The sequence below is a fragment of the Campylobacter concisus genome, from assembly GCF_902460845.1.
GTDB classification, from domain to species: domain Bacteria; phylum Campylobacterota; class Campylobacteria; order Campylobacterales; family Campylobacteraceae; genus Campylobacter_A; species Campylobacter_A concisus_X.
In genome coordinates this window covers 210407-218859 of record NZ_CABPVS010000003.1, presented here as the reverse complement: position 1 = coordinate 218859, position 8453 = coordinate 210407, and the positions used below count along the sequence as shown (strand labels likewise).

Annotated in this window: 8 protein-coding genes; all 8 read right to left on the bottom strand. The window is 31.9% G+C overall.

The features are described from left to right. On the bottom strand, positions 1–482 hold a 482-nt coding region (locus F3H00_RS04190), incomplete at its 3' end, for a retention module-containing protein (RefSeq protein WP_187424128.1). A 226-nt stretch (positions 483–708) separates the two neighbouring features. Then, positions 709–3213 (bottom strand): type VI secretion system Vgr family protein, encoded by a 2505-nt coding sequence (locus tag F3H00_RS04185; RefSeq protein WP_187424130.1) that lies wholly within the window; start codon positions 3211–3213, stop codon positions 709–711. Then, entirely contained in the window at positions 3173–3565 is a 393-nt protein-coding gene (locus tag F3H00_RS04180) for a hypothetical protein (protein ID WP_148800686.1), read from the bottom strand. The genes F3H00_RS04185 and F3H00_RS04180 overlap by 41 nt, the downstream gene beginning before the upstream one ends. Next, a complete protein-coding gene (locus F3H00_RS04175) occupies positions 3565–4110 on the bottom strand; it encodes a hypothetical protein (RefSeq protein ID WP_223155235.1) in 546 nt (181 codons plus the stop codon). Before F3H00_RS04175 ends, F3H00_RS04180 begins: the two co-directional genes overlap by 1 nt. Next, the gene (locus F3H00_RS04170) at positions 4107–4592 is read right to left on the bottom strand and encodes a hypothetical protein (protein ID WP_148800683.1); all 486 of its coding nucleotides are present in this window, start codon (positions 4590–4592) and stop codon (positions 4107–4109) included. The genes F3H00_RS04175 and F3H00_RS04170 overlap by 4 nt, the downstream gene beginning before the upstream one ends. Positions 4593–4774: 182 nt before the next feature. Beyond that, positions 4775–5296, bottom strand: coding sequence for an Hcp family type VI secretion system effector (locus F3H00_RS04165; RefSeq protein WP_054195925.1), 522 nt, complete (start codon positions 5294–5296; stop codon positions 4775–4777). Between the two features lie 65 nt (positions 5297–5361). Then, positions 5362–6282, bottom strand: a complete 921-nt coding sequence (locus tag F3H00_RS04160) for a hypothetical protein (protein WP_085658348.1) — start codon at positions 6280–6282, stop codon at positions 5362–5364. 9 nt (positions 6283–6291) lie between these two features. Continuing rightward, on the bottom strand, positions 6292–8453 hold a 2162-nt coding region (locus F3H00_RS04155), incomplete at its 5' end, for an ImcF-related family protein (RefSeq protein ID WP_316346677.1).

The following is an 8453-nucleotide window of genomic DNA, read 5'->3' as shown; positions in this document are numbered from 1 at the left end:
ACAGCACTTCCTCCACTTACACCAAAGCTATTATCTCCACCTGCTGCTAGAGATAAAGCATCTATGCTTCCTACATTAGCATTAATGTTACTAATGTGGCCTCCTTCTGCAAAGCTAGTAGAAGATAAGCTTACGCCATCTCCACCATTACCACCTGCTTGTGGACCACCTGCAGCAGTTTCTTCTAGAGCATTAAGATCTGTTCCTTTTAAGATGGCTTGTTGTAAAGCTGAGATATCAGCTACTGTTTCGTTATTGTTAGAGTCTTGATCTAGAGTTAGAGTATCTTTACCTATTAAAGTTATATCTTTACCATCAGTTTGAGTTATTGTTACTTTAGAGTTAGAACCCTCTGTAACTATCTTTTCACCTTGGTATACAATATCTCCTACACTTAATTGTCTTACCTCTCCTGTTAAGTCATTAAGTGCTCTTGCTATTCCTCCGTTTACGCTTTTAACTACTCCGGCTTCTTTAGCCATCATATTCTCCTTATTGTTATATTATTTGAAATTTTGAATGAATTATATAAATTTTAGAAGGGTTTGTATATTGTACCATGTGAAATATTTGTGTGACTATCTTTTATCATAGCCCTAAAATTTAGCCTTTGCTTTTAAAATTCTTAGCATTAGTTTTAGTAGAGATTGATTTTATTTAAAAATTTAAAGACCTACTAAAATAGAAAGTAAGTCTTTAAATATGATCTTATAAAGCCTTTATATCTCCACCAATAACTCTTAGCCCTCTACTATCAAATATCGCCTTTACGCCAGCTACTTCTATCACGACGCTTGATCCTTCTATCGTTACTTTTGTGCTACCTACTTGATGGATTATCTTATCCTTGGCATTTACCTCATAAGTCGTCTCTATATTGCTAAATTTTGAATCAGCAATCTCCGTGTGCTGGGCAGCTGTTTTTGTTGTGAAATTTGACTTAGCATTTACATCAATGTAGCTATTTGCCTGAAGCACAATATGTTCGTTACTAAATTCATTTATACCTTTTTGTGAATTTAGCTTATAACCACCATCTATGTTCTGCTCTTTTGTACCCTTTACCTCTCTCATCTCATCGTTATGTATGGTCGTATTAAGATTTGATTTTACTTCTACAAATTTATCATGTCCCACAAATTCATGACTATCTTGACCTACTCTTGTATTGTTATCAACAGCTACGTTTAGCGTATTTGAGACACCAACTACTGTATCTTTTGAAAGTCCAACTGTTGTTAGATACTCGCCTCCGACATTTACATTTTTTGCTAGATCTATCGTCTGGATGTGAGCTTTTTTTACTCGTTCAGTATAACTTCCATGTACTTGTGAGCTTTTGTCATTTAGTATTGTTTGAGAAAAGTCATTATTTACAAGCTCGTCATAGTCCTTTTCTGCTTTTACATAAATTTGCTCTTTATTTTTTAAATTTGATAAAGTGATCTCGTTTATACCGGTCTCATTTGCACCAATTGTTTTTGAGCTAAGAGATGTTTGGTGATAGTTACTATCTACATTTACAAGTGGCGTATTTGAGGCATTATATAGGCTACCGCTTACTACTGGGTTATCTATGTCATTTTGTAAAAACGAGATGATCACCTCATCACCGATCCTTGGTATGGCAAAAAATCCTGAGCTATTGCTAGCAATAGGCGTTATCACTCTTAGATAAGCGCTCTTGTGATAGCTTGCGTTGATGGCATCGTCTTTATCGATTATCTCTTGCGTACTAAAAGCATTTAATCTCACCTTTACCCTACCATAGCTATCAGTATGGATCGTGTTATTTTGGCTGTTTAGTCCATCTTGACCAACTACAAGACCTAGCGTGATGTCTGGTGCTTTTGGCTTTTGCTTGTAGCTTGGGACAAATTTCACACTACTTGGAATGATGCTTATCTCATTTGTGTATGAGCTTATAAATTTTTTATCTTTAAATGGAACATTATCGCCTAAATTTAAGGTATTTTCTAAAACGCTCTCATCAATATAAGTATGCTTTAAAGCTATTATTTTAAACTCATATTCGCCCTTGCTAGCGTCAATGGCTACCGAGATATTGTCATTTAAATTTAGTGCGAATACATTTGAGCTAGCGGTAAATTCTTTTAAAAGCATATCGCTTCTTAGTTTTTTAAGGTAGGTGCTAACTTCAAGCAAGCTAGTGTCACTAAATGAATACTCATCTAAATTTATATGCTTATCATAGATATTTACCTGCTCGTCAAATATCTTTTCATTTTTACTCTCTAACATATTTGGATAAGCTGTATTTTGAAAAGAGTGCGTAAAGCTATTTGCCTTTAGCGTCTCGCTCTTTGTTATTTTATTTATGTGTTCGGTTGCTAGATTATTATTCAAATTTACATTAAAGCTTACTTTTCTAGCTTCCTTACCACTACTTGTATCACTTGAAGTAAAATTTTCATTTTGATTGCTATAAGCTAGTATAAATGTATCATGAAAATAAATTTTTTCATTATCTTCATAAAAATATATACCGCTATCATGGCAAAGTCTTGTTATAAAGGCTAGGTCGCTCTCATTGTACTGGGCTATAAATTCTCTTTTGTTGTAGTTATTTTTGATATTTGAGAAGTCCAGCTCTTTGGTTAGCCTTTGCTTATTAAAAGCCAAAATATCTTTTACTACTTCTAAAATGCTCTGGTCTGTATAAATTCTATTTGCCCTATTTATGCTTAGTCTATATAGTGGCGAAGTTAGCTTGAATTTAAAGAAGTATTTTTTATCTATATTTGTACTAGTCTCATCATCTACGCCAAGATACTCCACGTCACTTACGATACCGTTAAAGTACATAGTATCGCTTGTGTTGTTGCCAGGAATTATACTTTTGTTAGTTGATGATGGCTTTTTGATGCTTAGCTTTATACTTTTGTCTAGATACTTATATATACCAGCCTGGCCTTTGTCGTTGTATATGCTATCTAAATTTTCATAGAGCGGATTTTTAACCAAATTTATGTAGGCGAAGCACTCTATGCTAAATATACTTTCTAAATTTTCATAAATATCTGCACGTGTAACGATAAATTTATCGTTTGACTCGTTTGCTATCTGAAGAGTTGAGAAAGTATCGTTAGATACGCCGTAGTCCACAAAGCCATCTGTTGCAACTGAGTTACCGGATGCTAGCATGACAGGCTTAGTCAGTGATGATGTTGGCGATGTTAAATTTTTGTCCATTTGTTGCTCTTTCAATCTTTTTTTCGTTTTCTTCTTCTTGTTGTAATGCCTTTTCAAACATTTCAATATCGGTGTCGGTGAGATTACGCATAGTTTTTACACTTTCTTCTATTCCACCTCTTTTTGCTTCTTTGTATTCATTGTAAATTTTTTCTTTTTGGTTATCTATTCCAGTTTTTGCTACTTCAGCAACTGCTTCACATGTTTTGCAACCCAATACACCAAAAGTCTTACCAGTGCCATCAATGACTTCACTAAATTTTGTAAATGTATCTTGCTTTTCGTAATTCTTTATTTCTGAATTATTACTTTTTACATCTAGCTTTTTTTTATTCACGTTAAAGAAATCCACTATTTATTTCCGCCATTTAATAATTTCTCTAAATCTTTTTCATCATTTATAATTTTCAAAATAACCTTTAAAACCTCATAGTCTTTTGGGTCTTGTCCGTGCAATAAAAGCTTTTTAATTAGCCTAAATTTATCGTCTTTAAATTCTTTATATTTTTGAGTTTTTATAAATTTAAGTAGCTCAGGGCTAGCTTTTTTATTGTCTATACCGACACCATTTTCCCTAAAGAAAAATGCAAAGCTCATGCCTATGGACGTTGCTAAACTAGCATTAGCTGATGTTCCTTTTAACAAAAGAGTATCAAAAGTTTTTGTTTTATTTGCATCGTAAGCAAATTCCAATAAATTCGATCTAATCGTTAAATTATTTAATTTTACGCTAGCATTAGCATCGCATCCGAGATCATCTATGTAGTATTTTATATACTTAGCTGTTTCAGTGTCACTTAAATTTTTATTAAAAATGAGCCCAAACATATCCGTGCAGTTTGCTTCGTGTGAATACAAAGATGTTATGAGAAATATAATTATTGCCAATTGCTTCATTGCGCTAATTCCTTTTGAGTTCTATTCTTTAATAAATTATCTAGATCTTTTTCATCTCCTACTATCTTTAATACAATTCTCAAATAACCATAATAATAAGGATCTTGCCCATGATCTAATAGTTTTTTGATTAATTTAAATTTTTCCTCTTTGAATTCTTTATATTTTGGTGTTTTTATAAATTCTAATAGCTCAGGGCTTGCTTTTTTGTCTTTTATGCCATCGTTATTTTCTCTAAAAAAGACTAGGAATTCTGTTGCTATAATTGCAGTTAGCCATTTATCTGGCGTAATATCTTTATTCAAAAGTAAGTCGAACGTTTTAGTCTTATTATTTTCATAAGCAGCATCTAGTAAATTGGAGCCATCATTAGCGAAACTTGGGACTATATTAGCATCACACCCAAGCTCATCTATGTAATATTCTATACATTTAGCAGTATTTTCATCGGTCGTATTTTTATCAAAGATCACAGTAAACATATTTAAACAATTTGCTTCGTGTGAATATAAAGATGTTATGAGAAATATGACTATAACTAGGTGTTTCATATCGCATTTCACATATCATGTTAATTTAAAAGATAAAGATAAAAAGGGCTCATCTGTGTCCTTCTAGCTAGAAGATGATTTTATTAACCCTAGGGGTAAACCCTAGGTTGGTTTTAAGCTTTTTTAGTAGCTTCTCTCCAGTCATCGCTTCCGCTTGTGCCTGCAGCTACGTGTTCCCAAACTATCTTTCTATAGTTCATTGAAACTTTGAAAAGCTCTGTTTTGTCGCTGTTTAGCTTGTCTTGAGCATTTGGACTTACTAGAGTAATATCTGTTATAGTTGCATCTTCTAGTTTTGTAGTGAAGAAATGCTCCGCACCACCACTAGTTGATGTTCTATACCAATAGATCTCAACCTCTGGAAGTCTTTCACCTTGTGTTAAAGCATTGTAAAGAAGTGGAACAGCTTTATTTAGTGATGTAGTAAAACTAAATGGCTTATGGACTCTTTGGCCTGATGGTTGGCCACTTTGTGGATCAGTTGGAACTGTTACTATATGAGAAACCTCTTGAGCCATGATCTCATCTTCGTGACCTGACTGATAGCGATTACCTATACTAGCTTCTGTTGAAGCACCACTTGAAATAAGTCCTTGTGTAGAACCTTTCACTTTAATATACACTGGTTGTGACATATTTACTCCTATTAAAAAGTTTGGATTATTCTATCTTTTATTTACTTTCTGTTTTATTAAAAACATTACTTTTTTAACATATAGCTTTGAAGAGCTTTATGCAATAGATAATTAAACGCTTCCTTATCTTCCTTAGTGCTTTTTAGTACGGCTCCTGAAAGATATTTAAAAAATGAGTTATTCTCGACTATATCATACATTTGGCTATATAGCTCTTTGCATATAAGCTTAACCAAAACAGTATTTATTAGTTCTGTCGAGTCACTAAGAGGAAGAGTTTTCATGATTGTTTCCATATCTTTTGTATTTAAAGTCCTAGTCTGCTCACTTATAGGGCTCATATTTGGTTGCAATTTTATACTCTCAACTATCTTTGTCAAAAGCTCATCCATGCTTTTTGCAGTTAGCATATTTTGATTATTTGCATTTTCTTCTTCATCAAAATTTTGAGCTATCTCATTTAAATTTAAAACTGCATCGTGCGCATTTTCATTTAAAGTGATATCTTTTTTATCATTTATCAATGAGTTTATCTTTGGCTCTTCTTTAAAATCAACATTTGAAATTTTACCAACTGGCTCAAAACGTTTATCATCAAGCTTATCAAAATTTTTCGTATTTTCTATTATCTTATGGGCTTTTCCTATATATTCATCAATCCTAGAAGGGTCTATAAATATAAATTTTAACTCCCCTATCCTAAAGACATCACCCAAATTTATGACGCTCTCATAGTCATCTGGAAGCTTTGAATATGAATCACTATAAAAAATTTCACAATCTTTATAGCCACAAATTGTGAAAACCCCCTCTTCAAATCCAACATGAGCGTGTTTGGGTGCGATTGAATCGCTCATATCATTACAAGAAAATTTTGTAGTGTCTAATGAGCCTATATCACCGCCATTTTCATCAAAAATGATAAATTGAGCTGAAAAGCTTGACGCTTTATCGTAATTTTGTATAACTGCTGCTATTTGTTGCATATTTTATCCTTAATAAAGCATCTTCTTTGGTAAATTTATCGTTGGTATGATATCCATAAGCTCTAAAAGCTCTCCTCCATTTGGTGTTACTTCAAAGCCAAAATACGAATCTCTTCTACCATCAAAATTAAGCGTACTAACGCCAACGCTACTAAAATTTGAAGCCTTTAATATCTTATACCAGCCCCATTCTCCATCAAAACTTAGCTCTTTTCTCTCACTTCCAGTGCTTGAAACTGCATTGAATTTAAACTGTGTTGATATATCAAAATTTTTACTTGAAACTATCAAATTTGAGGCGATTGTATGATCATAAGTCAAAGAGTTATTAGAATAACTAATATTTATATGACTAAAATTTGCCGATAAGTCGACAGCTTTTAAATTATAATTTAATTTTAGCTCATCATTTGAATCAAGCATTAAATTTGAAATTCTGTCTATATAGGCAATATTTTTAAGGAAATCCCTACTAAATCTTAGCTCTTTTGCATATTTTGGTCTTATTTTATAACCATCAGCGGTTTTACTTAAGATTTGTTTTAGATATCTATCATAAAAGCTATTCCAAGTTCCGTTTTTGCCAAAGAATCTTTTAAATTCTTCTATGCTAACAGCCTTTGGAGATTGTTCATTAAATGGATAAAATGGCTTGATAAGACTTTCAAAATCATCAAAAACATCATCTCTATATGCTGTTGATAAAAGCGCCGAAGCACCATTTTCTACTTGTTTCCATGCAAGTGTCGATAACTTTTGATAATATTCATTTAACTCATCTGGAAGCTTCTTAGCATCATTATTTAAGACAATGAATGGGTCGTTTTCGTTTTTTATGCCATTTATGGCATAAACTATTTTATCATCGTTACTTTGAAGCATTTCGAAGTTATAGTCACTAACTTTTTTATAAACGCTTGTTACATCATTGCTTATAATATCTAGCAAGTCATTAGAATTTAACGTATGGTAATTAGTAAATTTAGCACTAAAATCACTGAAAACACGTTTTATCTCACTTGAAGCAAATCCTAGAGAATAGATATATTTTAGTAAATTCTCATCATTTAAATTTGTATTTTGATTAGTTAATTTTATTAAAGAATTTAAAGGATTTTCTCTCTTTGACAAGATGTCAAGCTCTTCTATGACCTCTTTTTTTGTGGTAAATTCATTTGGCTCTATTTCTCTTAAAATTTGGCTCCACTTATCAGCATAATTTTGCAAGTAAAGCTCTATTACAGCAATACTTAACTCTTTCTTATCATTTGAGTTAATATCTTTTAAAGAAGAATTTGTCTCCATTAGCCAAGACTCTATTCCAGCTGTTTGATCTATGTTTGAGCTAAGCTTTGACAAGAAATCTCTTAAATTTTCTTTTGTATAAATTTTATTAAATGGCTTAAATGCTTCTTTTTCTTGGACTACTGTGTATAAATTTTCAACATCTTTTTTAATATCATAAAAAGATTTATCGTCTTTGAATGATATGAACTCAAGTATATAGTAGAGCCTTTGTGCTCTTTGGACAGGTGATAGCCTCGTATTCGCTATACTTTGAGCAACTGTATCTACGGTTATATTTAAATTTTCTGCCTTTAAAATAGCCTCAATATGAGCTAAAAATTCATCTTTTGCAACGCCATATTTTTCAAATTTATCCCAGTTTGTGCTAATCCAAATTTTAAATAAATCCACATTTGTGTAATCTTTGTCAAAGAGTGAATCATACATATAAAATGCTTTTATTAGCTTATCTGGATCGCTTTCATTTTTTAGTATATTTTCCATTTCAGTTAAAACTGTATTTTTGAAAAAATCAGCATTCAAATCATAGTAAAGTGCTTTAACTGGAGTGAAGCCTTTATACGAAGTATCTAGTGTTATATACTCAAATTTAGTATCACCGCTGAAGATTCTTGGATAGTCATTTAGACTTTGTTTTAGTAAATTTAGAAGCTCAATCTTTTGTGTTGGAGAGAGATCCTTGTATTTTTTACCATCAAGGTATGAAGAAATTTTATTTGCATTATTTATAGCATTTTGCTCTTTTATATTTTTGGTATCTAGAATAAAACTAGAACCCAAATATACTCCAGCACAAAGTATGGCTACTAAAATAAAATTTACAAATTTTGTAAATATATTTTGAGCACCAAATTTATTTAAGT